The organism is Streptomyces aurantiacus (assembly GCF_001418335.1).
Taxonomy (GTDB): Bacteria; Actinomycetota; Actinomycetes; order Streptomycetales; family Streptomycetaceae; genus Streptomyces; species Streptomyces aurantiacus.
This window is the reverse complement of the sequence record NZ_LIPP01000032.1, coordinates 19849-42812: the sequence shown is the minus strand read 5'-3', so window position 1 is coordinate 42812 and position 22964 is coordinate 19849. Positions and strand designations below refer to the sequence as shown.

Sequence of the window (22964 nt, the reverse complement as noted above, 5' to 3'; positions counted from 1 at the left end):
TGTTGATCGACAACGGCGGACAACCACGCGGGTACGGCTGGTATTCCGCGCCGACGATCCCGCGTTCCCGACACCGACGATCCCTTCGTCCCCAGTACCTGGGCGGTCACCGGCCACTGCGGGGAAGGTCGGCCAGGACACCGCTAGGACACCGCGTCCTTGATCCACGTGAGGATCTCCGCGTTCGTGTCGGGCGCGTTCTTGTGCAGCTGCACGTCGTGGCCGCTGTCAGGTACGACGACGGCCTTGAGGCCGGCCTTGTCGGAGTAGTACGGCCGCTCGTTGGCCAGCATCGACTCAGGGGTGCAGGTGCCGGGGGTGCAGTACTGGTCCTTGTCACCGACGACCAGGAGGGTCGGCACCTTGATCGAGCGGGAGGGGGACTGCGCCGGAGGAAGGTTCGCGCTGTCCGAGTCGGCTGCCGTGCTCACGTCCTTGAGCCGCTCGTCGGCCTCGATGACAGCAGGGTCGGCGTTGGGGACGTAGTAGAAGAACTGCCGCATGCCGGCGTTCGTCGTCAGATAGCCGGGGTCGCTGATCCTGCCGTGGAACTTGGGGTCGTCCATCGCCCTGATCTCGAACTGGACGTCCTCTCCAGGACCGTCGTCCGAGGGCTCCTCGTCGCGGACGACGTGGCTCATGCCGGTGAGCACGAAGGCATCGACGTCGTCGTCGTACTTCGCGGCCTGGGACCAGGCCATGGACGAACCCAGCGAGTGGCCGACCCAGACGACCTTGTCGAACGCGCGGTTCTTGATCTCTCCCGCCCGCAGCTTGGTGATCACCTGGTGGATCGCCTCGGTTCCGGAGTCGAGGGTGTACTGCGAGCTGGGCGGCAGAGTGCTCCTGCCCGTGGCGAGCCGGTCGATGTCGAACGTGGAGAAGCCGTCGGCGAGGGCCTTGGAGACGTACGAGTAGCGGGCGGACTTCACCGGCATGTCGTAGTAGCTGTGGTTGTAGGTGGAGCCCGGCACCAGCAGCTGCACGGTCTTGCTCGTCCTGGTGGGTTGGCGCGGCCGGCACAGCTCCCCGTATATGTGGGCCCTGCCGATCTTCTTGACCGACACCGGCACCTGAACCTCGTAACAGGCCGCGTCCGGGTGCCTGTCCTGCACGTCGCTCTTGACGGTGTGTGCGGCGGAGGAGCGCACGTGTGCGGGCGGCTCCGCCTGTGCGGTGGTGATCGCCGGCACGGCGACCGCGGCCGTGGCGACCGCGGTCAGTGCGACGGTGAGTGCCTTGGTCTTCGTCGAAACGGTGCGACGCCGGTGTGCGGTCATGGTCGATCTCCAAAGGGTTACGAAGAGGGCATGGGCCGGGGAGCGAAGCGGCTGCTCCGACCGGACGGGTCAACCGAGCCGGGTGAGGCCGTCGAGGACGACGGCGATGCCGGTGAGGAACTGCTCGCGGTCGTCGTGCTCGTTGATCTGGCCGACGATGGCGTGCATGAACGGGTGGTCCTCGGGATCGAGGTCCTGCCAGGCCGCCGCCGTCGCGTCGAGGAACTCCGCGCGGTCGGGTTCGACGGTCGAGGTGTCACCGTCGATCCGGGCGTGCTGACTGACGGCCCCGAGGATGTAGTGCACCAGCGTCGAGGCGGCGTCGAACCAGGAAGCCCGCGGCACACCCAGCGCGCCCACCTGCCGGCCGATCCTCTCGAAGATCCCCACCGTCACCGGACCGAACGGCTTCCGGACGAGTTGCAGGATCAGGTGGGTCGCGAGCCACCGGTGCTCGGCGATCGCGTCGAACAGGGCCAGCGCGACGGTGCGGATCTCGTCCTCGGGCGTGGCCGTGGTGGTGGCCCGTGCGGGCTTGGCCGCCAGCGCGGCCGTGACGACCGTTTCCGTGGCCGCGTCCAGCAGTTCGTCCCGGCTGCCCACCCGGTAGTAGATCGCCCCGGAGCCGGTCGACAGACGTTCGGTCAGCGACCGAGTGGTCAGAGCGCCCTCGCCGCCCGCATCGAGCAGCTCGATCGCGGTCTCGATGATCTGCTCCCGGGAGAGCACCTGATTACGCCGCTGAGGATGGGGAGTTCTCGCTGCCATGCCTCCACCATGACACATTTGGAGCGCCGCACCAGATTAGTTCATCGCTCCAAATGGTCCACCGTGCCTGCCGTGGGGGCTGGCCGGCCTCATGACGTGGCCCAGGCGCGGAGCGTGTCGGTCGAGACCGACCAGAGGCGTTCGGCGGTGGCGGGGTCGAGCGCCCATTCCTTGACGCCGTGCGGGTGTCGCGCGAGTTCGGCGTCGTTCGGCACGGTGCAGGCCTCCTGCGCATCGTCGAGGTAGTGGCCCCCGGAGTGGGCGAACTCGGGGGTGACGGCCGCGACGATGCTGGTGGCGGCCCCCTGCTCGACGGATTTGTACGTGAAGACTCCCGCGGCCTCGGCCGCGTCGAGCGACTCCTTCTGCCGCGCTGTGAAGTTCCGCTGCAGTCCCGTCGCGACACCGCCGGGGTTCACCGCGTTGGCGACGATGCCGTCGGACGCCCAGAGACGGGTTGCCTCGACGGCGAAGAGGGAGTTCGCCGTCTTCGACTGGGCGTAGGCGATCTGCGGGTCGTAGTCGCGGCGCTCGAAGTGGAGGTCGTCGAAGTCGATGCCGGCCCGCATGTGCGCCGTCGAGCTGACCGAGACGATCCGTGCTCCGTCGCGCTCGGACGCTCCCGCGGCAAGGGCGTCGTGCAGGCCGGTGGCGAGGGCGAAGTGGCCGAGATGGTTCGTCGCGAACTGCAACTCCCAGCCCTCACCGGTTCGTTCGAGGCCACTCGTGACGACGCCCGCGTTGTTGATCAGCAGGTGCAGCGGGCCGTTCCACGTGTCGACGAATCGCGTGACGGTGCGCCTGTCGGCGAGGTCGAGCCGGACGACGCGGGGCCGCGTTCCGCCGGTCGACTCTTCGATCCTCTCGGCGACCGCGTCACCCGCGGCCGTGTTCCGCACGGCGAGCGTCACCTCCGCCCCGGCGGCGGCCAGCGCGCGAGCCGTCTCGGCCCCGATCCCGGAGGAAGCTCCCGTCACGATCGCGTGGACGCCGGTGAGGTCGACGTCCTCCAGCACCTCGTCCGCGGTGCTGGAGGCGGTGAAGGGTGTGGAGGCAAGGGGTGCGGAGCTAAAGGGTGCGGAAGTGGAGGGCGTGGAGACGGGGTCGCGAGCAGTCATGGCAGCGACTATACGTACTAGACATGATTTGTATAGTGCGGGTCTCGATCGTATGCTCGTGCCATGAGCAGTCCTGAGGTCGGTCACCCGCCGTCGACAGTCGCCGACACCGACCGTCGGGCCGTGGTGCTGGACTCCGCCCTGGTCACTTTCGCGCGCTTCGGGTACCGGAAGACCTCGATGGAGGAGGTGGCGCGGGCGGCGCGTATCTCCCGGCCCGGGCTCTACTTCCTCTTCTCCTCGAAGGAGGCCCTGTTCCGTGCCGCGGTCACCCAGGCCCTGGAGCGCGACATCACCACGGTCGAACGCGTCCTGGCCGACACCGGGCGACCCCTTCCGGAGCGGCTCGTCGAAGCGTTCGACCAATGGGCGGGCCGCTACATCGGCCCGCTGACACACGATGTAGGGGTGGTCATCGGGGACAACCCCGACCTCCTCGGAGAGATCGTCGAGACCACGCCACGACGTTTCGAGGAGCTGGTCACGGACGCGGTCGCCGTCGAGTCGGGACGCGAGACGGCCGGCCCCGTCGCACAGACGTTGATCAGCGCGTCGATCGGCCTCAAGCACCAGGCCGCGACGCGTGAGTCCTACCTCGAACGGCTGGCGGTCGCCGTCGATCTCCTGGTCCTGTCACCGGGCGTCAGCCGCGTAGTTCACGTCAAGTGAAGTGAAGTGCAGTGCTGAGCAGTGAAGTGCAGTGACGTGACGTCGACTCAGATCAGTCCGGCCCGTATCGCGTAGGACACGGCATGGGCGCGGTTGCGCGTCCGTGTGCGCTTCATGGCGCCGTACAGGATGTATCGCACCGTGCGTTCGGAATAGGAGAGCTCCGTCGCGATCTCGTCGCACTGCTTTCCTTCCGCGATCAGGCGCAAGACGTCCACTTCACGGGAGTTCAGCTTCGCCACCGTCCGGGCTCGGGCGGTAGCGGGCGGGAGAGTGGGCGCGCTCTCGTCGCCGCCGGCCACCGCGCGTACGGAGCGGGCGAAGACGTCCGGACTGCAGAAGTCCCACCACACGACTCCACGGACTCCCCGCTTGCGCGCCGCTGACATGTCCGCCCGCCACTGCCTGACCACCACCACGAGAAAGCGTGCGCCGGGCTTGTCGCACAGGCGGTGGAGGAGGTCCAGGGCCGAGGCGTCCGCCACGTCCAGGGCGACCACGATCGCGTCGGCCTCCCTGATCCTGTCCTGCGGCAGTTCGTGCAGACGCGGGTCCAGGGCGACGAAGTTGGCCAGTCCGGCGCGGACCAGGGGAACGGGCGCGTGAATCGCCACGCGCAGGGTCTCGGTCAGTACTTGCTGAGGCACGCGCCCTCCCCACTCCCGACTGGCGACTCGCACCTGTGGTCACCCATGAGGAATGTGATCGTCCACGGGTTCAGGAGGCCGATCGTGTCACCCAGGAAGACCGGACATTCGTGCCAGAGGCGCGTCGTCCTTCAAGCGAGGGAAACCTGGCGCGAGCGGACGCCGGGCTCGCGCGCGCCGGTGACCTGAGTGAGGGAGGTGGCCAAGAACTCCCTGTACAGAACGGCAAGGTTCGCGGTTATGGCTTCACCGGAGGTGGTGGCCGCACGACGATGGCGTACAAAGCGTGTTCTGACGTACATGAGTCGATGTGCACCAGGAGCGGAGTACGGGCGCCCGGGTGTCGTGGATTCCACGATTCCACCATCGATCCGGCGCGGCTGGGAACAGCGCGGACCGGTCTGCGGGGTGCCGTCAGCCCGTGCCCCTTCCTGGCAACTTCTAGTAACAAAGGTAGTCGCATGATCGCGTCCATTGCCCTGTCCGCGGTGCTCGGCCTGCTGCTGCTCGGGGCCGCCGCCGCGTTGCTCCGGCGCACCCGCAACTCCTCCTCCGGACAGGCCCGTTCCGCGCTGCCGGGCGCCGACCGGAAGCTGCTGGAGACGGTCGCCCTGGGGCTGCGGGCCGTGGCCGAGGGCCGCGCACACAGTTCGTATCCGCTGCCCGACGTGCAGGCGGTCATCCACTCGGGACAGCGGCTCACGTTGCAGCTCGCGGTGGCCGACGTCGCCGCGCCCGCGCCATGGACCGCGGACGTCTCCGGGAAGGAGTGGTCGCTCGACCCGACGAGCCTGCGCGCGACCGGCAACTCGGGCGACGGGCCCACGCATCCGTACTCCCTGACCGTCACCCTCGGCCTCCACCGGGGCGACAGGGTGCTGGTCGACCTCGCGCAGCTGTCGGGGCCGATCGCCCTGACGGGGGACGACAACGAGGTACTGCGTCTGGCACAGGCCCTCATCACCGAGATCGTCTCGGGACCGGTCGGGCTCCTCGCCACGGTCGTCCTGGTCGGCTCGGCGACCACCCCCTCGGTGACCGACGGGCTGGGTGCCCGGTCGGCCCGCCTGCACACCGCGGCCACCCGTGAGAAGGCTCTGGCCCACACCTCGCACACCTCGCAGACTTCGCAGTCCGTGGCGGGCGGTACGCATGTCCGCCGGCTCTTCGTCGTCACCGCGGCCCAGTTCCGCGACGAGAGATGGGCGGACGCCCCGCTGCGGGACACCGACGCGCTCCTGGTGCTCGGCTGGATCACCGACGCGGAATGGCACGTCGGAGTGAACGCGGACGGCTCCCTCGACACCGGCCGGCTGGGCGTCCTCGTCGACACGCACACGGCCCGCTTCTCCTGACCCGCCGGTCACCCGCGGCCTGACGGTCACCCGCCGGTCACCCACCCGCCGGTCACCCACCGGCCAAGAGGCGCAACTCCAGTCACCGTCCGTTCGGCCTGTTCGGCGCCGCCCGGCCGGAGGCGGCGAAGGAACCCCCGGCCGCACCGGCCGCACCGTCCGGTACCAGACCGCGGCCGGCAAGGCTGCCGTCCAGCCAGGCCGCGGCCAGCTCCGCCCGGGAGCGACACCCGGTGCGCTGGAACAACTGCGTCAGCCGCCGCTCCACGGTCTTCTCGCTCGACGCGAGCCGCGCCGCGATCTGCCGGTTGGTCGCCCCGTCGCTGACCAGCACGGTCAACCCGACGTCCGCCTCGCTCAACCGGTCCTTGGCCGGGCGCGCTCTCGGCAGTACGAGGCTCCGCCGCCGCGCCATGTGGCCGAGTGTCGTACGGGTGGCGCGCCCGATGCCCAGCGACTGCGCGCTACGCGAGGCCTCGGCCATCCGCCGTTCGGGGTCGTCGCCGATCTCCATCAGACACAGGTGGCAGAGCAGGCTCAGGTAGGCCCCGCCTCGCTGGTGCACCGACCGTAGGGCGGCCAGCGCGCTGTCCACGTCGCAGTGCACCAGGCCACGGCCGAGGAGCACCGCCTCGCGTGTCATGGGGGAGGCCACTTCCTCGTGCAGCGCCTCCAGTTCGTCCAGCGCCTCCCGCATGGCGTCGGGCATGTCCTCCAGCAGCGCGTAGGTCAGATGCCGCAGCAGCACCTTCTCGATGCCGGAGAGCAGGCCGCTCCCGCGAGCCCGTCGTACGTCCGCACGCGCTCCCTCCAGCGCCTGCTCCACCTGGCCCGACCAGTACCGCAGGCCCAGCCTCGCCCAGGCGACGAGCGGGTGGGCCACGGTGTCGGGGATCAGGTCGAGCCATGCCCGGGCGTGCCCCAACTCCCCCCGCGCGCAGTGGATATCGGCCGCCAGGGCTCGGGCGGGCTGTGCGGTGGCGGCCTCCGTGCCGCGGGTCCGGCTTCGTGCCTCGATCCGCCGGGCTGACGACAGGGCCTGGTCCCAGTCCCCTCGCAGATAGGCGCGCACCATGGCGTGGTACCGCGCGGCGGTGCTGTTGCCCGCCCCCGTGTAACGGTCACCGAGCACGGCGGCCAGGGCGTCGGCCAGGTCCGCGTGCGTGGCCGCGTTCCGCAGCCGGTCCAGGACGGGCACGCCGTCCGAGTCGGGCGGCATGGCGTCCACGGCGTCCATGGCGTTCAGTAGATCAGCTCGGCTGCCCGCAGCGGCGGCCAGCAGCCGCAGTTCCGCGGGAGACGGCAGCGGCCCGGAGCCGGGCCGAGGACCGGTCACCGGCACGTCATGGGCTCCGTCTCCCGGACGGCGCGTCACCCCGCCCAGCCCGTACGGACCCGCCAGAGCCGCGAACTCGCTGACGGCCGACAGGTGTTGAGGCGCATGGTTGCTCCGGGAACCCGTGCCATCGGCGTACGGCAACCGATGCTCGTGCAGCGCCGCCAGAGCCCACACCTCGGTGACGTACGCCAGCCGGTCCCGGTCCCTGTCCTGTTCGGCGAGTGACGCGTCCCGGCAGGCCAGCAGCGGTTCGCCCAGCGCCAGCGCACCGGCGTGGTCGGCGTGGCGCAGGCTCAGCTCGGCGGACTCGCGCAGCACACCAGGGGTCCTGCGGTCGTACGGAGCCAGGCGCCGCAGCGCCGACGAGTAGGCGCGGACCGAGCGCGGCCAGTCGGACCTGGCATCCGTACGGGCCGCCGCCAGCAGGACGTCCACCGCGAGCGCGTCGTCCAGTTCGGCCCCGGCGGCTGTCACGTGATCGGCCAGGCGGGGATAGCCGCCGCCCGCGGTCTCCGCGCCCAGCCGGTCGCTCAACGACCGGGTGATCAGGGCGTGCAGCGACGACACGTCATGGTGGGTGGGCAGCGCGCGCAGCGCCGCCGCGAGCGCCGGTACGGCGAACGATGCCCGGCCGTCCCCGTCCACGACCAGAATCCCGTCCCCGACCAGCGGGGTCAGGGCCCGGTCCAGGAGGCCGGCCCGCCGTGGGCCTCCCGGCTTGAGCCGGTGCAGGTCGTCCAGCCGTATCTCGGCGTGCTCAAGGGTGCGGGCTACCGCCGCTGCTGCGGCCAGAGCGGTCGCGTCCGGTGGCCCGTCCGGCCAGCAGAGGCGGCGCAGTTGTGCCATGTCCGTGGTGAGCCGCAGCGCCTGCTCCGGCTCTGTCAGACACACATGGCCGCCGAGTTCGAGGAGGTCGCCGTGCTCGGCCATCGAGTCGAGCACCGACAGCACGGCCTCGGGGGTGCCCGCCATCGGGCCCAGCGCACGCAGTACCGCCGTCACCAGCGCCGGTTCGACCGGGCGGCCGAGCCGGCGTACGACCAGGGTCTCGACGTCGGCGGGCCGCAGCGGCGGCAGTTCGAGCAACAGGTCGGCCGCCGCCGCCAGTTGTGCGACGCCGCCGTCTCGTGGGCGTACCGGCCTGCCGGCCATCACCATCGGTACGCCGGCCGGCCGGAAGACGCGTAACAGCAGACCGAGGGCGGCTGCCGTCGCCGGCGGCAGCCGCTCGACGTCGTCGATCATCAGCGCGAAGGGGGTGTCACGGGCCACGTCCGTGAGCACCTCGCTCAGGGCGGACAGCAGCGTCAACTCACCGTGTCGACCGGCGGCTTGGCGCGGTATGCGGCGGGCGGAGCTGATGCGGACCGTGCTCCGACGGCTGTGAATCCTGGTGAGTGCGCTGTGGACGCCATCGGTCAGGGCCGCCGCGCCGGGCGCGCTCTCACCGTCGTGACAGCGCAACCGCAGGACCCTGGCGCCTTCCTCGATCACCGCCAGTCGTGCCTGTTCGAGCACGGCGGTCTTGCCCGTTCCGGCCGCGCCGACGACCAGCAGGGCACGCGCGGAGGCGCCGGGGGACAGCAGGGTCCGCGCCACCGCCCTGATCTCGCTGTCCCTGCCTATGACAGATCCGCCGTCACGCACGCCCACGCCTCCTGATGCGGCATTCCGCCGTACTCGGCCGGTGAACGACCGGCAGGAACAGGGGCGTTCACGGTGCCCCGTTTCCTGAGCCCGCGGTCCGGCGGAAATGGCCAAAGGTAAACAGCCACAGGCAAATGACCATAATGGTTGTCGCCGGTCGAAGGCCCGGACACCGGGCCTGCCGGCGACGCACTCGACACCTGGGTGCGGCACCGTCCGCCCGGCACAGGCTGTCGAAGAGAGCGCGGTGGACCATGGCTGCTCCGTCGGAAACCCCTTGGTTGCTCCACGGGGGTACGGCCGTGAGCCTGGACCGTACGCCCGACCGCCTGGTCGGCCGCGAGCCGGAGTCGTACGAGGTCCATGGCCGCCTGAGTGATCCGGACGGCCCTCGTCTGGTGCTCGTCCGCGGTGAACGGGGAGCGGGGCGCACCGCGTTCGTGCACGCGGTCGGCGAACGGCTGCGCGCGGAGGGTACGGCCGTGCTCGCGCTGGACTGCGTTCCTGGCGACGAGGCACGGCCGTTCCTGCTGGCGCTGCGGATGGTCATGGCGCTGGGGAAGTACGGGCCCGTCGCGGCACACCGGCGACGGTCGGCGAAGCCGGCCCCGGAGGCACTGCGGGCGACGGAGGCGCTACGGGCCGCGGAGGAGCGTGACGGGACGGCGATGGCCGTACTGCTGCGCGCCGCTCTGGCCCAGCCCGTGACCGTACCCGTGCTGGTGGTGATGGACGACATCCAGCATGCCGACGCGGGTTCGCTGGCCGTGCTCGGTGAGGTCGACCTCGCGTGTGTGCCGCACACCGTCCGGCTGCTGGCCTCGGAGGTGGGACGCGGCGAACGAACGGGACAGCCGACGGAACAGCCGACAGACGTCCGGGCGGAACAGTCGGCGGGGCCTCACGCGGCACGGTTGGCCACCGTCCAGGGGGTCCACACGGTCGTCCTGTCCCCTCTCGGGCCGGACGAGACCACCGCCGTGGTGGCGCGGCGCCTGCGGGCCACCCCCGACACGAGTCTCGCCCGCCGCGTGCGGGAACTCACGCGTGGGGTCCCCGGGGCGGTCGACGCCCTGCTCACCGCGTGGACGCGACAGGGCACGATCAGGGTGGCCGACGGCCACGCCTTCGTCGGAGTGATGACACCGACGCCGGTGCTGCCGGACGGCGACCGGTTCGTGACGGCCCTGGACGCGCTGGGCGAGCCGGGCCGCACGGTGGCCGGCGCGCTGAGCATCCTGTGGCCGCTCGGCGGGCGGGCCGCGGAGCTGATCGCGACGTCGACCGGACTGTCCGCCGAAGCCGTTGGCGACGGGCTCCGCGACCTGATCGACGCGGAGATCGTCGAAGCCGTCCCCGAGTCCGACGACGCCGCTGTCCCCGAGCCCGGCGACGCAGCGTTACGAGGCCGAGGCCGAGGTCGAGGCTGGAGGCTCCGTCTCCCGCTGACGGCGCACGCCGTTCGGGAACGGCTCGGGCCGCTGGAACGCGGCCGGCTGTCCGCCACCGCGGTGGAGGCACTGTGGGCGGACCGGGACGCGGCAGGCACCACGGACGCGGGGAGCCCGCGGATCACGGTGGCGGCCCTGCCGAACGAGGCGGACGCGGTGGCCTACCTGGCCGACCGGGTCGCGGAAGCCGGGTCTCTCGTCGACCTCGACCGTGCGGTCGCCGAGCTGACGGCCGCGGCGCAGCGGCTGCATCCCGACTCCGAGGGCAGAGGAGTGCTCCGGTGGTGCCGGGCGGCCGGCCACCTCGTCGAGCGGCCGGCCGACCGGGTCGCCGCCCTCCACCGGTATGCCCGGGCCGCCTACAACGCGGGGGACCACCGGACCGCCCGGACCATCGCCGAGTCGATCCTGCGCAACCTGGCGGACGTCCTCGGCCCGCGGGAACTGCAGGCCACCGCGGCCCTGTTCACGGCGGCCACCGGCAACGACCTGGACTGGCGGGCGCTGTCCCGGCTGGCCACGGCGCAGTGGTGGGACGAGTTGCGGCTGCCCGCCCTGGTCACCGTGACCGGCCGGGCCCTGGCCCTCGGCCAGTTGGAGAGGTGGCACGAACTGCTCGACCTGCTGTCACGGACCGAGCGGATATGGGCCACCGATGCCCACGCCCGGGTGATGCCCGCCCACTTCCGCGCCGTGGCGGAACTGGCTCTCGGCCGGCCGGAGCGGTTCCGGGAGTCACTGGCCCTGCCGGAGGCGTCGTACCTCGACACCGGCCACGCGTACGCGCTCGCCACCGCCATGTTCGACGAACTGCTCAGCGGCCGGGACCTGCGAGCGGCGCAGGCCCTGCTGACCGCACAGGGCCTGACAGCCGAGGTGCTGCCCCCGGCCGGGCTGTTCCTCTGGCGCCACCTCCAGGGCCGGTGGGACGAGGCCCTGGAGGTGGCCCGCTGGATGCTGGCGAACAACCGGACCAGCACCCCCGCGGCGGACAGCCACCTGATTCCCGCGCGGACCGCGGCCATCCTTCTCGCCCGGGGCCGCACCACGAGCGCCCGCCGCCTCGTCGACAGCGCGCGCGGCCGTGCCGAGGGCCCGCTGGAGTACTCACTGGACGCCGCCGAGGCGGAGGTGCTGCGGACCCTCGGCGATGCGACCGGGGCCGAGAAGGTGCTGCGCCGCGGCCTGGACGCGGCGGACGCGAACGGACACGTCGCAGGCACCGACGAACTGTGGGCCTCACTCGTCGAGGTACACACGGAGGAGGGACGCGCGGGCGAGGCGGCGGACTGCCTGGCACGCCTCCGACGGATCTCCGACCGCACGGGCAGCGGCAGGACACGGCTGAGGTATCTGCTCGCGTCGGCCCGGGTCCTGCGGCAGGACGGCCGTCCCGGCGCCGCTCGCGAGCACCTGCGGGAGGCCGTGGAGCTGGCGCGTTCGCGCAGCCAGCCGGTCGAGACGGCGGTGACCCTCGTCGCCGCAGCCGATGCGGGCGTGGGTCCGCCCGCACTGCTGCACGAGGCGTACGAGCTGTTCGGCGGGAGCGGTGCCGCGCTGTCGCGCTTCCGCACCAGGGCCGCCATGCGGGAGGCGGGAATCACCGTTCCCGGCCGCAAGCAGGCCACCACCGAGAACGAGCGACTGCTCGCCACCCTGATCGCCGAAGGGCTCACCAACCGCCAGGTCGCCACGGTGCTGCGGCTCAGTGAGGACGCGGTCGCCAACCGCCTGACCCGGCTCTTCGCACGCACCGGGCTCCGGTCCCGTACCGAGGTGGTCACGGCGGTGCTCACCGACTACCGCGTCCACCGCCTCGCGGCGGAAGCGTAGCCACCCCGCGCCGCCCCGCGCCGAGGAGGCGGCTGAGCAGGGCCCGAAGCGCGGTTGTTAGCCTTGAATGTGATCGATTACCCCATACTCGCCCGGCTCCCGCTCGACGGGACGTCACCCGCCCGGCTCTCGCGATGAGCACCGCCGGTTCCTCTCCGCTCGGTGCCGCGACCACGCTCGCCGAACTCACCCGGGACCCCCACGCACGACTGGCGCTGCTCCGTGAGCACGAGCCCGTGTCCTGGCTGCCCGAGCTGGACGGCTGGCTGGTGACCCGCCGTGACCTCGCGCTGAGCGTGATGCGGGACGCCGAGACCTTCACGGTCGACGACCCCCGGTTCTCCACCGCACAGGTCGTCGGACCGAGCATGCTGTCCCTGGACGGAGCCCCGCACGCCCGCCACCGTGAGCCGTTCACCGCGCCCTTCCGCCCCAGAGCGGTGCGTGAGGGCTTCGCCTCGTTCATCGAGCGGGAGGCCGGCCGGCTCATCACCGAACTGCCGCCGGCCGGTGCCGTCGACCTGCGTCGTGCCTTCGCCGGTCCGCTCGCGGTCGCCGTCGTGACCGAGGCGCTCGGCCTGGTCGGCACGAGTACGGCCACGCTGCTCTCCTGGTACGACTCCATCGTGGCGTCGGTCTCGGACATCACCGCCGGACACGCGGCGGGGCCCGCCGGCACCGCCGCGTACGCCCAGCTGCGGGCGGCCGTGGAAGCCACCGTCGCCGACCGGGACGCGTCGTCGCTCCTCGGCTCCGCCGCCGGGCACCTGACCCTGCCCGAGGTGGCGTCCAACGCCGCGGTCCTGATGTTCGGCGGCATCGAGACCACCGAGGGCATGATCACCAACGCGCTGCTGCATCTGCTGCGAAACCCCGGTCAACTCGCCCTCGTCCGGGCCGACATCGGCCTGCTGGACGGCGCGATCGAGGAGTCGCTGCGCCTTGAACCGGGCGCCGCGGTCGTGGACCGCTATGCCACCCGGGACACCGTCCTCGGCCCGGTCACCGTCCGCCGGGGCGACCTGGTCACGGTCTCCCTGGCCGGGGCCAACCGCGACCCGGCCGTCTTTCCCGACCCCGACAGGTTCGACGTCCGCCGCGAGAACGCGCGACTCCAACTGGCCTTCGCCCACGGCCCGCACTACTGCCTCGCCGCGCATCTGGCCCGCCTGGAGACCCGTATCGCGCTCCAGTACCTGCTCGAACGCCTTCCCGCGCTGCGGCTCGACCCGGCTCGTCCCACGGACGCGTACGGTCTGGTCTTCCGTAAGCCGCTCAGTCTGCACGTCCTGTGGGACCGTCCTGTCTGACCGGTCCTTGCTGTCTGGGCTGTCCGGCCGGTCTTTCACCGGCCGGGGCCCCCGCGCGCAGTCCGTCCATGACGAGGTCCAGGAGGCGGGCGGCGCGTGATTGCCAGTCTCCATGGGCATCGAGCTGCCAGAGGCCGGCGATGGCGAGAAAGAAGTCGTCCTCGGTGACACCCGGGCGGATGGTGCCGGCCTCCTCGTTGGCGCGGAGCAGGAGTGCCGCCGCGGACGCCACCGGAGTGGGTTCCGGTTTCGCCGGGCTTCCCGGCGCACTCGTGGCCTGGCGGATCGCGTCCGCCAGACCCGCCTTGGTCATGGCGAACCGGGCGAGACGGTCCATCCACTCGCGTAGCGCCCGCTCGGGCTCATGGGCGCAGAGCAGCTCGGTCGCGGCCTCGGTGACCTGCTGCATCTCGTGGCGGTAGATTTCGAGGACGAGCGCCTCCCGGTTCGGGAAATTGCGGTAGAACGTGCCCTGCCCGACGCCCGCCTTCTTGGCGATCATGCTGAGCGGGGCGTCCGCGCAGAGCGTCAGCTCGGCCACGGCCACTTCCAGGATGCGCTCACGGTTTCGCTGCGCGTCGGAGCGCAGAGGTGCGTCCTTCTTCTGCTGCACTCGTCCTCCTCACGGGTTCGTGGCCGAATCCCGTCCTTGCTAAGCGGACAACTGTCCATTACGTTTTGCGGTGAGCGGACAACTGTCCACTTAGGGCCACCTTACTAGTGGGTGACCCCTGTGGACAGTCTTCCCCCCACCGGTGCCTCCCCCCGAGACCTCTCCGAACCTCTCTGAGCCTTTCCGAACCTCTCCGAATTCTTCTTCCCGATACGTCTTGCGTTTCCGTTCTCTCTGCCTGCCGGACCGTCCGCGCGATGTGGTCCGGGAATGCGAAAGAAGGCTGATCATGGCCCCCGCGCCCTCGTCGACGTACAGCGCCGTCACCTTGAACATCAACGGCGAGAAGCACACACTGACCGTCGACCACCGCACCACCCTGCTCGACGCCCTGCGCGAGCGCCTCGATATGACCGGCACCAAAAAGGGCTGTGACCAGGGGCAATGCGGCGCCTGTACGGTCCTGCTCGACAACCGCCGGGCCGTCGCCTGTCTGCAACTGGCGGTGGCGGCCGAAGGCCGCGAGATCACCACCATCGAAGGCGTCGCCGACGGCGACCAACTGCACGCCGTACAGCAGGCGTTCCTCGACCTCGACGGTTACCAGTGCGGGTACTGCACACCCGGCCAGATCTGTTCGGCCGTCGCGGTGATCGAGGAGCACGCCGCCGGCTGGCCGAGCGCCGTCACCGACGACGTACGCCCCGAAGCGGGGCCACCACCCCTGACAGCCGAGGAGATACGGGAGCGGATGAGCGGCAACCTGTGCCGCTGCGGCGCGTACGTGTCCATCGTCCAGGCGGTCGCCCGCGCGGCCGAGGCCGATGCGCGCGCCCGGGCCGTGGACGGCGACCGGACCGCGGACGGCTCGCAGGCCGCGAAGCGCGAGGGAGCGGCAGCATGAAGGAGTTCGGATACCAGCGCGCCGCCGACGTCTCCGGCGCCCTCGCACTGCTCGACGCCGACCCGGACGCCCGCTTCCTCGGCGGCGGCACCAATCTCGTCGACCTGATGAAGACCGGCGTCGAACGGCCCGGCCGGCTCGTCGACGTACGCGAACTCCCGCTGGACCGCATCGAGTCGACCGAGGACGGCGGGCTGCGCATCGGCGCGACCGTCACCAACAGCGACCTCGCGGCGCACCCCGACGTGCGCCGCAACTACCCGGCCCTGACCCAGGCGGTGCTGGCCGGCGCCTCCGGGCAGCTGCGCAACATGGCGACCGTCGGCGGGAACCTGCTGCAGCGCACCCGCTGCGGCTATTTCTCCGACGTGTCCAAGCCGTGCAACAAGCGGGTCCCCGGCAGCGGTTGTTCCGCGATCGAGGGGGAGCACCACAACCACGCGATCCTGGGCGCCTCCGACCACTGCGTGGCCACCCACCCCTCCGACATGGGGGTGGCGCTGACGGCCTTCGACGCCGTCGTCGACTACGAAACCGTGGACGGGCCGGGCCAGTTGGCCCTCACCGATTTCTATCTGCCGGTGGGTGACACCCCGCACCGGGAGACCGCCCTGCCGCCGGGCGCCCTGATCACCGGCGTCACCCTGCCGCCCGCCCCGGTGGCGGCCAACTCCCGCTACCGCAAGGTGCGCGAGCGGGCCTCGTACGCCTTCGCGATCGGCTCGATCGCCGCCGCGCTCGACGTCCAGGACGGCGTCGTACGCGATGTGCGCCTGGCCTTCGGGGCGGTCGCGTCCCGCCCGTGGCGGGCCCACGCGGCCGAACAGGCCCTGACCGGCGGGCCGGTGGACGCCGCGGCCTTCGCCGCGGCGGCCGACGCCGAACTGGCGGCCGCCCGGCCGCTGCCGCACAACGGATACAAGGTGACACTGATGCGCAACCTCGTCGTGGCCGTGCTGAGCGAACTCGCCGAGGAGGCCGGCCGATGACCACCACCACGACCGGAACCAGGCCGGCGCAGGCCGTCGGCACCGCGCACACCCGCGTGGAGGGCCCCGACAAGGTCACCGGAGCCGCCCGCTACGCGGGAGAGATCCCCTTCACCGAACTCGCCCACGGATGGCTGGTGTTGTCGACGATCACCCGTGGCCGCATCCGCTCGGTGGAGGACGCCGCGGTCCTGGAGATGCCCGGTGTCCTCACCGTCCTCCATCACGGGAACGCCCCGCGGGTCGACACCGGCTACACGGGCATGATGGGCATGTCGCCGGACCCGACCATCGCCGTCTTCCAGCACGACCGGGTGCCACACGCCGGATGGCCGGTGGCGCTGGTCGTCGCCGAGACCTCCGAGCAGGCCAGGGAGGCCGCCGAAGCACTGGTGGTGCACTACGAGGAGGAGCCGCACAACGTCACCTTCTCCGGTGAGCACCCGGACGCGTACCCGGCCCCCGGCGTCGGCGGACCGGGAGTGACGGAGAAGGGGGACCTGGCAGCCGAACTGGCCGCGTCCGCCGTCGTCCTGGACGCCGAGTACACCACACCGGAAGAGCACCACAACCCGATGGAGCCCCACGCGGCGACGGCCCACTGGGACGGCGGCCGGCTGGAGGTCGTGGACTCCAACCAGGGCACGCTGTGGGTCGCGAACGAACTCGCGAATCTCTTCTCGCTAGATCCGGCCTCGGTGCGGGTCCGGTCCGAGCACGTCGGCGGCGGCTTCGGGAGCAAGGGCGTCCGCGCGCACCAGGTGGCCGCCGTGATGGCGGCGACCGTTTTGGCGCGCCCCGTCCGCGTCGTCATGACGCGCCGCCAGATGTTCTCGCTCGCCGGCTACCGGAGCCCCACCACCCAGCGGGTCCGGCTCGGCGCCGACGCCGAGGGACGCCTGCGCGCGCTGGAGCACGACTGCCTGAGCCTCACCTCGACCGTGCACGAGTTCGTCGAGGCGGGCGCCGGTCCGGCGCGGGTGATGTACGACGCCCCCGCCCACCGCACCGCCAACCGGCTCGTACGGCTCGATGTGCCGAGTCCGACGTTCATGCGCGCTCCCGGTGAGGCGCCCGGGTCCTTCGCGCTGGAGTCGGCGGTCGACGAACTCGCCGAGAAGTGCGGCATCGACCCGATCGAGCTGCGCCTGCGCAACGAGCCCGCGGCCGGGCCGGTCTCCGGGCTGCCGTTCAGCACCCGCAACCTGCCCGCCTGCTTCCGTGAGGGCGCCCGCAGGTTCGGCTGGGCCGACCGGGACCCGCGTCCGGGCGTGCGCCGGGACGGCCGCTGGCTGCTCGGCACCGGGACGGCGGCGGCCTCCTTCTTCGTGGGAGCGATGCCGTCCACGGCGGCCGCGACCGCGGAGGCCGACGGCACCTTCACCGTGCGGATCAACGCCTCGGACATCGGAACCGGGGCGCGGACGGCGCTCACCCTGATCGCCGCCGACGCCCTTCAGGTGCCGACCGACCGGGTGCGTGTGCGGATCGGCGACAGCGACTTCGGCCCGGCGATGATCGCCGGTGGTTCGATGGGCACCCGGTCGTGGGCCTGGGCGGTCACCGCCGCGGCCGACGCACTGCGGGAGCGGGTCGCCCTGAGCGACGGCATCCCGCCGGAGGGCATCACGGTACGGTCGGACACCACCGACGCCGTCGGAGCCCTCGCGCAGAAGGAACGGCACTCGTTCGGCGCGCAGTTCGCCGAGGTCGCCGTGGACGTGGCCACCGGAGAAGTGCGGGTACGTCGCATGCTCGGCATCTTCGCCGCGGGACGGATCATCAACCCGCTCACGGCCCGCGGCCAGCTCACCGGCGGGATGATCTGGGGCATCTCCATGGCCCTGCACGAAGAGGCCATCAGGGACGAGGGCACCGGCGCGCTCTACGGCGCCGACCTCGCGGGCTACCACGTCGCCACCAACGCCGACGTGCCGCTCATCGAGGCGGACTGGGTGGACGACCCGGACCCGGACGACCCGGTCGGGATCAAGGGCATCGGCGAGGTCGGCATCGTGGGCGTCGCGGCGGCGATCGCCAACGCCGTCTGGCACGCGACCGGCGTACGCCACCGCAGCCTGCCCATCCGGCCCGACCGCGTCCTCACGGCAGGCCCGCATGCTTGACATCGCCGACGAGCTGGCCCGCTGGGCCGACGAGGGACGGGAGTTCGCCGTCGCCACCGTCGTGGGCGTCGGCGGCAGCGCGCCGCGCGGTCCGGGCGCGGCCCTCGCCGTCGACAGCGAGGGCACGGTCATCGGCTCGGTCTCCGGCGGCTGTGTGGAAGGCGCGGTGTACGACCTGTGCGTCCAGGCGCTCCAGGACGGCGAGACCGTCGTGGAACGCTTCGGATACAGCGACGAGGACGCCTTCGCGGTCGGGCTGACCTGCGGCGGGATCCTCGACATCATGGTCACCCCGGTCGGCGTGCACTCGCCCGTCCGTACGGTGCTCAGGTCGGCGCTCTCGGCCGCCGCCTCGGGCGAACCCAGGGCCCTGGCCCGGGTCGTCCGCGGCCCGGCCGAACTCCTGGGCAGGGCCCTGCTGGTGCACCCCGACGGGTCGTACGAGGGGTCGTACGACAACGGCTCCGCGGAGCTGGACCGGACGGCCGCGGCCGAGGCGCGGGCGATGCTGGACGCCGGACGCACCGGCACCCGCGACCTCGCGGAGGACGGCACGAACTGCCCCGGCGGCCTCACCCTGCTCGTCGAGTCGAACGTGCCGCCCCCGCGCATGATCGTGTTCGGCGCGATCGACTTCGCCGCGGCGCTCGTCCGGGCCGGCAAGTTCCTCGGCTACCACGTGACGGTGTGCGACGCCCGTCCCGTGTTCGCCACCCGGGCCCGCTTTCCCGAGGCCGACGACCTCGTCGTCGACTGGCCGCACCGCTATCTGCGGGGCACGGCGACCGACGGGCGCACGGTCCTGTGCGTGCTCACCCACGACGCCAAGTTCGACATCCCCCTGCTGGAGCAGGCCCTGCGGCTGCCGGTCGCGTTCGTCGGGGCGATGGGCTCGCGCAGGACCCACGCGGACCGTGACCGGAAACTGCGTGAAGTCGGCCTGAGCGAGCGGGAGCTGTCCCGGCTCAGGTCGCCGATCGGCCTCGACCTCGGGGCCCGTACGCCCGAGGAGACCGCCCTGTCCATCGCGGCGGAGATCGTGGCGGCCCGGCGCGGTGGCACGGGCGTCCCGCTCACCGGCTCGGGAACGCCGATTCACCGCGACGGGAGGCAGCGGGACGCGGCGGAGGCCGCGTAGCCGGCCCCGGCCCCGGCCCCGGCCCCGGCTGCCGAGCCGGGGCCCCGTCGGCCCCCTCAGACCCGGTCGGCCACGATGAGCAGGTACTGGAAGCTGCCGTTGCGGTACGCGTCCAGGAACGTTTCCTCGATGCCGGTGACCAGATGGCCCGCCTGCCGGCGCAGCTCCCAGTAGGGGACGGTGTCGGCCGTGAGGTCCTGCACATGGACGGGTACGAGCCGGTTGCGGGCCATCGCCCGGAAGTACTCCGAGCGTGGGTGGATGTCGCAGATGTAGTGGGCGTTGATGAGCGACACCTCACGGGAGGCCCGCCCGTACGCGTCGTTGTAGCAGCCGGTGATCGTCACATAGCGGCCGCCGCGGCGCAGCAACCGGGCGTGCTCGGCGAAGAGCAGGTCCAACTCCACGTACATGGTGGACTCGTTGTTCCAGGAAGCCGCGTACGCGCCGGTGGCCAGGCCGGTGTCGAGCATGTTCCGGTGGTGGTAGCGCACCTTGTCGGCGATGTTCCGCCTGCGGGCCTGCTCGTTGGCGAAGTCGGCCTGTTTCCTGGAGATCGTCACCCCGTCGGCGTGGCAGCCGTACCGCAGATGGGCCACCACGCTGCCGCCGCCGCGCCCGCATCCGGCGTCGAAGACCCGGTCGGCGGGGGAGAGGTCACCGAGATGGGAGGCGAGCAGCTCGGCCTGGGCCTGCTCCAGCCGGTGCAGCTCGGCGGTGATCCGGTCGCGACGCCCGTCGCTTTCGGCGTCGGTCTCCCCGTCGAGTACGGACGGGTCGACGGTTCCGATGCCGTAGTGGTGGTGGTACAGATCGTCGATCTTCCCGAGTTCGAGGTTGACCGGGTTCTCCTCGGCGTTCCAGTAGTCCGCCACGCGGGTCTGGTACGTCGACTGGCTCGGCACCGGCGCTGCCGCGAGGTGGGCGTCAGTGCTGGAATCGGGGTCGATGTCGATGTCGGCGATGGTCACGGGGCACTCCTCGTGGGGCGGTGGCGCTGTGGCGCGGTGGTGATGGACCGGGGGCGGACGGCGGTTACCAGTAGTTCGGCAGGTGGTAGCGGTGGGAGTTGGTGGCGTGCCATTCGTGGTTGCCGGACACCCACGCGGCCAGGCTCTCGGCGTAGCGCGCGACGAGGGGCGAGAGGCCGGACAGGGCCGCGGACTCCTCCTCGAACGCCTCCATGACCGTGTTGTGGATCTCGACGGCCTTCAGATAGGCGGCCTTCAGTCCGCACCGCTCGTTGGCGGCGATGGCCTGGGGCAGATTCAGATGGTCGGGGCCGGCGGCCAGCTCCTTGGTGAAGGAGTACAGGTCGTTGACGATGGTGGTGGCGTTGGCGGCGAGCGCGGTGATCCGCTGGATCTCGGGCCGGGCGTACAGGGCTTCGGGCAGTTCGTAGCCGTCCACGGCGTCGACGATCGACAGGCAGGGCCGGAAGTTGTTGAACTGCCGCATCACCAGGTACTCCCAGACCCGCGGCACGTAGCCGGTCTCGGACCAGGCGGCCTCCGCGAGGTAGCCCAGGTGCAGCCGGGCCAGGTCGTGCACGAGCCGGTCGCTCTGGCTGGGTGTGGCGAGGGCGGCGTAGTCCTTCAGGGCCTGGTCGTACGAGCGGAGCGGCCCGTCGGCGCCCATGCCGCGGCGCCACTCCTCCTCCAGCTCGGGTGTGCCGTGGTACGGGTCGAGCGCCGACTGGGCCATGATCAGCCGTCCGCCGAGGCCGCGCGACGATCCGCCCCTGCCCTCGTCCTCCTCGCAGTAGCAGGAGTCGACGACGTTCTCGGCGAGCAGCAGTTTCCCGGCTGCCGTGAGGTGTTCGAGACTGATCGCGCCGGGGTGCTGGAGCACGACGGCGCGGCCGAACTGGAACCCGGCGAAGTCTCCCGTCCACGTAGGGGGAAACAGCTCCAGCCGGCGTGCCCAGGTCTCCAGCCTGCGGTCGATCTCCGCGGCCTTCTCCGGGTCCGCGGGCGGGGCGGGCCGGTACCGCAGCCCGGGAACCGTGCCGGCCCGCCGGGCGGTGGTGGCGCGGGCGAGACTCGGCGGCCCGGGCAGCCGGAGCGTCGGACCGGGTACGGGCGGTGAGCTCATTCCGCGGTCCGCCCGACCTGGACGTTCTCCAGGATTCCCGCCGCGTCGGGAACGAGGATCGCCATCGAGTAGTAGGCGGTGACCAGATAGTTCATGATCGCGCTGGTGTCGATGCCCATGAACCGCACGTTGAGGCCCGGCTGGAACTCCTCGGGAATGCCGGTCTGGTACAGCCCGACGACGCCCTGGTCGGCCTCTCCGGTGCGCAGGGCGATGACGCTGCTCGTGTGGTCGGGGCCGATCGGGATCTTGCTGCAGGGCAGGAAGGGAACACCGCGCCACGCGGGCACCTCGTGTCCTTCGAGAGCGACCGTGCCGGGCACGAGACCGCGCCGGTTGCACTGCCGGAAGAACGCCGCGATCCCCTTCGGGTGGGCCAGGAACACCCGGGTCTTGCGGCGCATCGACAGGAGTTCGTCGAGGTCGTCGGGTGTCGGGGGACCGGAGAAGGTGCTGACGCGCTGGGCGTGGTCGACGTTGTGCAGCAGACCGAACTCGCGGTTGTTGACCAGCTCCCACTCCTGGCGTTCGCGGATCTCCTCGATGGCCAGGCGCAGTTGCTGCTGGGTCTGGTTCATCGGGCTGTTGTAGAGGTCCGCGACCCGGCTGTGGACGCGCAGGACGGTCTGGGTGAGCGACAGTTCGTACTCGCGCGGGGCGAGTTCGTAGTCGACGAAGCCGCCGGCGAGGACCGGCTCACCCACGTGCCCTGCCTGCAGGGGGACATCGGCCTCGCCCTTGCGGTTCATGGGCTTGCGCTGCTGCTCGGCGAACGCGGCCAGCTGGGCGGCGAGGGAGGGGGTGCGCTCCACGAACCGCGCGAGGCTGTCCCAGTTCAGGGCCAGCACCACGGCCGCGGTGTCGGCCCGCACCGTGTTCAGCCACACCGGACTGTCCCGGCCGATGGCCTCGTCGCCCAGTCCGTCGCCGTCCGTGACGATCCCGGTCACCTGCTCCTCGCCGTACTTGCCGGTGGTGTAGCGGGTGAACCGGCCGTGGACGACGAGATACGCCTCCCTGACGGGCCGGCCGGCGTCGCACAGGACCTGTCCGGCACGTACGTCCCGCACCCGGAAACGGGAGGCGATCTCGCGCAGGGCCGCCGTGTCGGAGTAGCCGCGCAGGGAAGGCAGTTCGGTGAGTGTCTCGGGGATGACCTTGATGTCGTCCGCGCCGTTCTGGTCGAACTGCACCCGGCCACGGCCGACACGCAGCTGCAGCCGCCGGTTCACCCGGTAGGTGCCGCCCTTCACGTCCACCCACGGCAGCATCTTGAGCAGCCAGCGCGAGGTGATGGCCTGCATCTGCGGTTCGGTCTTGGCGGTGGTGGTGAGCTGCCGTGCGGCCCGGGTGCTGAGGCTGGTGAACTGCGACGCGTCGTCGGCGGCTCCGGCGGCGCCTTGGGGGGAGCTTTCGGCGGAACCGTCAGAACTGTCGGGGGAGCTTTCCGGGGCAGACACATGTCCTCCCAATACGTGATCGGTCATCGGTATACGTGATCGGTCGTGGGTCGATACGCACGAAGGCGAGAGGTGAGAAGCGAGAGGGGGCGGCCGTCGGTGACCCGGGCTCCGGACGGCTGGGTTCACGGAGGCGGTGGAGGTCGAGGACGGGTTCCGGGGATCGGGCCGCCGGGGCGGCGGCCGTGGGGCCACTGCGGACGGCTGGGCAGTGCGTGCTGCC

The 22964-nt window shown here is 71.5% G+C and carries 17 protein-coding genes; 8 read left to right on the top strand and 9 right to left on the bottom strand.

The window, feature by feature from the left end:
* Positions 1-143: 143 nt before the first annotated feature.
* From AOK01_RS04650 to AOK01_RS04640, 3 genes are all read right to left on the bottom strand, one after another.
* A complete protein-coding gene (locus AOK01_RS04650) occupies positions 144-1280 on the bottom strand; it encodes an alpha/beta fold hydrolase (RefSeq protein ID WP_055508680.1) in 1137 nt (378 codons plus the stop codon).
* A gap of 69 nt (positions 1281-1349) precedes the next feature.
* Entirely contained in the window at positions 1350-2048 is a 699-nt protein-coding gene (locus AOK01_RS04645) for a TetR/AcrR family transcriptional regulator (RefSeq protein ID WP_055508678.1), read from the bottom strand.
* A gap of 89 nt (positions 2049-2137) precedes the next feature.
* Positions 2138-3166, bottom strand: a complete 1029-nt coding sequence (locus tag AOK01_RS04640; protein WP_055508676.1) for an SDR family NAD(P)-dependent oxidoreductase — start codon at positions 3164-3166, stop codon at positions 2138-2140.
* 63 nt (positions 3167-3229) lie between these two features.
* Here AOK01_RS04640 and AOK01_RS04635 point away from each other — a divergent pair, with 63 nt between their 5' ends.
* Entirely contained in the window at positions 3230-3835 is a 606-nt protein-coding gene (locus AOK01_RS04635; RefSeq protein ID WP_079103155.1) for a TetR/AcrR family transcriptional regulator, read from the top strand.
* A 47-nt stretch (positions 3836-3882) separates the two neighbouring features.
* Here AOK01_RS04635 and AOK01_RS04630 read toward each other — a convergent pair whose 3' ends face one another.
* The gene (locus AOK01_RS04630; protein ID WP_245702085.1) at positions 3883-4482 is read right to left on the bottom strand and encodes a response regulator transcription factor; all 600 of its coding nucleotides are present in this window, start codon (positions 4480-4482) and stop codon (positions 3883-3885) included.
* Positions 4483-4943: 461 nt separating this feature from the next.
* Here AOK01_RS04630 and AOK01_RS04625 point away from each other — a divergent pair, with 461 nt between their 5' ends.
* Positions 4944-5837 carry a hypothetical protein gene (locus AOK01_RS04625; protein ID WP_055508674.1) on the top strand — a complete coding sequence of 298 codons (894 nt, stop codon included), beginning with the start codon at positions 4944-4946 and terminating at the stop codon, positions 5835-5837.
* An 82-nt stretch (positions 5838-5919) separates the two neighbouring features.
* Here AOK01_RS04625 and AOK01_RS04620 read toward each other — a convergent pair whose 3' ends face one another.
* Positions 5920-8823: a helix-turn-helix transcriptional regulator gene (locus tag AOK01_RS04620; RefSeq protein ID WP_079103165.1), complete on the bottom strand. Its 2904-nt coding sequence runs from the start codon at positions 8821-8823 to the stop codon at positions 5920-5922.
* 302 nt (positions 8824-9125) lie between these two features.
* Here AOK01_RS04620 and AOK01_RS04615 point away from each other — a divergent pair, with 302 nt between their 5' ends.
* Both AOK01_RS04615 and AOK01_RS04610 read left to right on the top strand, forming a co-directional pair.
* A complete protein-coding gene (locus AOK01_RS04615; protein ID WP_245702084.1) occupies positions 9126-12107 on the top strand; it encodes an AAA family ATPase in 2982 nt (993 codons plus the stop codon).
* Positions 12108-12241: 134 nt separating this feature from the next.
* Positions 12242-13417, top strand: coding sequence for a cytochrome P450 (locus AOK01_RS04610; protein ID WP_055508669.1), 1176 nt, complete (start codon positions 12242-12244; stop codon positions 13415-13417).
* On the opposite strand, the gene AOK01_RS04605 is transcribed toward AOK01_RS04610, so the two are convergent.
* Positions 13383-14030 carry a TetR/AcrR family transcriptional regulator gene (locus AOK01_RS04605; RefSeq protein WP_055508667.1) on the bottom strand — a complete coding sequence of 216 codons (648 nt, stop codon included), beginning with the start codon at positions 14028-14030 and terminating at the stop codon, positions 13383-13385. The genes AOK01_RS04610 and AOK01_RS04605 overlap by 35 nt on opposite strands.
* A gap of 289 nt (positions 14031-14319) precedes the next feature.
* Here AOK01_RS04605 and AOK01_RS04600 point away from each other — a divergent pair, with 289 nt between their 5' ends.
* From AOK01_RS04600 to AOK01_RS04585, 4 genes are read left to right on the top strand one after another with little or no spacing between them, the layout of a single operon-like run.
* Positions 14320-14934, top strand: coding sequence for a 2Fe-2S iron-sulfur cluster-binding protein (locus AOK01_RS04600; protein WP_055508665.1), 615 nt, complete (start codon positions 14320-14322; stop codon positions 14932-14934).
* Positions 14931-15923 carry an FAD binding domain-containing protein gene (locus AOK01_RS04595; RefSeq protein ID WP_055508663.1) on the top strand — a complete coding sequence of 331 codons (993 nt, stop codon included), beginning with the start codon at positions 14931-14933 and terminating at the stop codon, positions 15921-15923. The genes AOK01_RS04600 and AOK01_RS04595 overlap by 4 nt, the downstream gene beginning before the upstream one ends.
* Complete coding sequence (locus AOK01_RS04590; RefSeq protein WP_055508661.1) at positions 15920-18049, top strand: xanthine dehydrogenase family protein molybdopterin-binding subunit; 2130 nt, start codon at positions 15920-15922, stop codon at positions 18047-18049. Before AOK01_RS04595 ends, AOK01_RS04590 begins: the two co-directional genes overlap by 4 nt.
* Complete coding sequence (locus tag AOK01_RS04585; RefSeq protein ID WP_055508659.1) at positions 18042-19187, top strand: XdhC family protein; 1146 nt, start codon at positions 18042-18044, stop codon at positions 19185-19187. Before AOK01_RS04590 ends, AOK01_RS04585 begins: the two co-directional genes overlap by 8 nt.
* A gap of 56 nt (positions 19188-19243) precedes the next feature.
* On the opposite strand, the gene AOK01_RS04580 is transcribed toward AOK01_RS04585, so the two are convergent.
* From AOK01_RS04580 to AOK01_RS04570, 3 genes are all read right to left on the bottom strand, one after another.
* Positions 19244-20143 carry a geranyl diphosphate 2-C-methyltransferase gene (locus AOK01_RS04580; protein ID WP_055508838.1) on the bottom strand — a complete coding sequence of 300 codons (900 nt, stop codon included), beginning with the start codon at positions 20141-20143 and terminating at the stop codon, positions 19244-19246.
* A gap of 79 nt (positions 20144-20222) precedes the next feature.
* A complete protein-coding gene (locus tag AOK01_RS04575; RefSeq protein WP_055508657.1) occupies positions 20223-21281 on the bottom strand; it encodes a family 2 encapsulin nanocompartment cargo protein terpene cyclase in 1059 nt (352 codons plus the stop codon).
* The gene (locus tag AOK01_RS04570; protein WP_245702083.1) at positions 21278-22741 is read right to left on the bottom strand and encodes a family 2B encapsulin nanocompartment shell protein; all 1464 of its coding nucleotides are present in this window, start codon (positions 22739-22741) and stop codon (positions 21278-21280) included. The genes AOK01_RS04575 and AOK01_RS04570 overlap by 4 nt, the downstream gene beginning before the upstream one ends.
* Positions 22742-22964 lie beyond the last annotated feature (223 nt).

Bases quoted from the DNA above. Each gene is read 5' to 3' on its own strand.
- AOK01_RS04650 (WP_055508680.1), bottom strand. From the start codon at position 1,280: ATGACCGCACACCGGCGTCGCACCGTTTCGACGAAGACCAAGGCACTC.
- AOK01_RS04645 (WP_055508678.1), bottom strand. From the start codon at position 2,048: ATGGCAGCGAGAACTCCCCATCCTCAGCGGCGTAATCAGGTGCTCTCC.
- AOK01_RS04640 (WP_055508676.1), bottom strand. From the start codon at position 3,166: ATGACTGCTCGCGACCCCGTCTCCACGCCCTCCACTTCCGCACCCTTT.
- AOK01_RS04635 (WP_079103155.1), top strand. From the start codon at position 3,230: ATGAGCAGTCCTGAGGTCGGTCACCCGCCGTCGACAGTCGCCGACACC.
- AOK01_RS04625 (WP_055508674.1), top strand. From the start codon at position 4,944: ATGATCGCGTCCATTGCCCTGTCCGCGGTGCTCGGCCTGCTGCTGCTC.
- AOK01_RS04610 (WP_055508669.1), top strand. From the start codon at position 12,242: ATGAGCACCGCCGGTTCCTCTCCGCTCGGTGCCGCGACCACGCTCGCC.
- AOK01_RS04600 (WP_055508665.1), top strand. From the start codon at position 14,320: ATGGCCCCCGCGCCCTCGTCGACGTACAGCGCCGTCACCTTGAACATC.
- AOK01_RS04595 (WP_055508663.1), top strand. From the start codon at position 14,931: ATGAAGGAGTTCGGATACCAGCGCGCCGCCGACGTCTCCGGCGCCCTC.
- AOK01_RS04590 (WP_055508661.1), top strand. From the start codon at position 15,920: ATGACCACCACCACGACCGGAACCAGGCCGGCGCAGGCCGTCGGCACC.
- AOK01_RS04585 (WP_055508659.1), top strand. From the start codon at position 18,042: ATGCTTGACATCGCCGACGAGCTGGCCCGCTGGGCCGACGAGGGACGG.
- AOK01_RS04575 (WP_055508657.1), bottom strand. From the start codon at position 21,281: ATGAGCTCACCGCCCGTACCCGGTCCGACGCTCCGGCTGCCCGGGCCG.